We start from the raw sequence: 330 nt of genomic DNA on the forward strand, positions 1-330 counted from the left end.
CAATCCGGCCGTTGAGGAGCAGAAGCATGACGGCCGATGCGCCGATCAGCATGCCGCCGAGCAGAGGTGGGAGGTAAGTGCTCATTTGTCTTCCTTCGCGCAGAAGATGTCATAGAGCGCGGCCACCAATTGCGCGGCCTTCTCTTCCGTCAGGCNCTCATTTGTCTTCCTTCGCGCAGAAGATGTCATAGAGCGCGGCCACCAATTGCGCGGCCTTCTCTTCCGTCAGGCGGTAAAAGATCTGTTTTCCCTCCCGACGGGTTTCGACGATGCCCGAGCCGCGCAGCACCGTCAGGTGCTGCGACAGATGCGGCTGGTGGACGTCGACCT

The 330-nt window shown here is 60.5% G+C and carries 2 pseudogenes; both read right to left on the reverse strand.

Going from position 1 to position 330, the window contains the following annotated elements:
• Positions 1 to 85, reverse strand: a pseudogene (locus tag BN1800_RS43370) (YeeE/YedE family protein); the annotation flags it as partial.
• Positions 86 to 157: 72 nt separating this feature from the next.
• Positions 158 to 330: pseudogene (locus tag BN1800_RS43375) on the reverse strand (helix-turn-helix transcriptional regulator); the annotation flags it as partial.

This window comes from Rhizobium sullae (genome assembly GCF_900169785.1).
Classification (GTDB): Bacteria; Pseudomonadota; Alphaproteobacteria; order Rhizobiales; family Rhizobiaceae; genus Rhizobium; species Rhizobium sullae.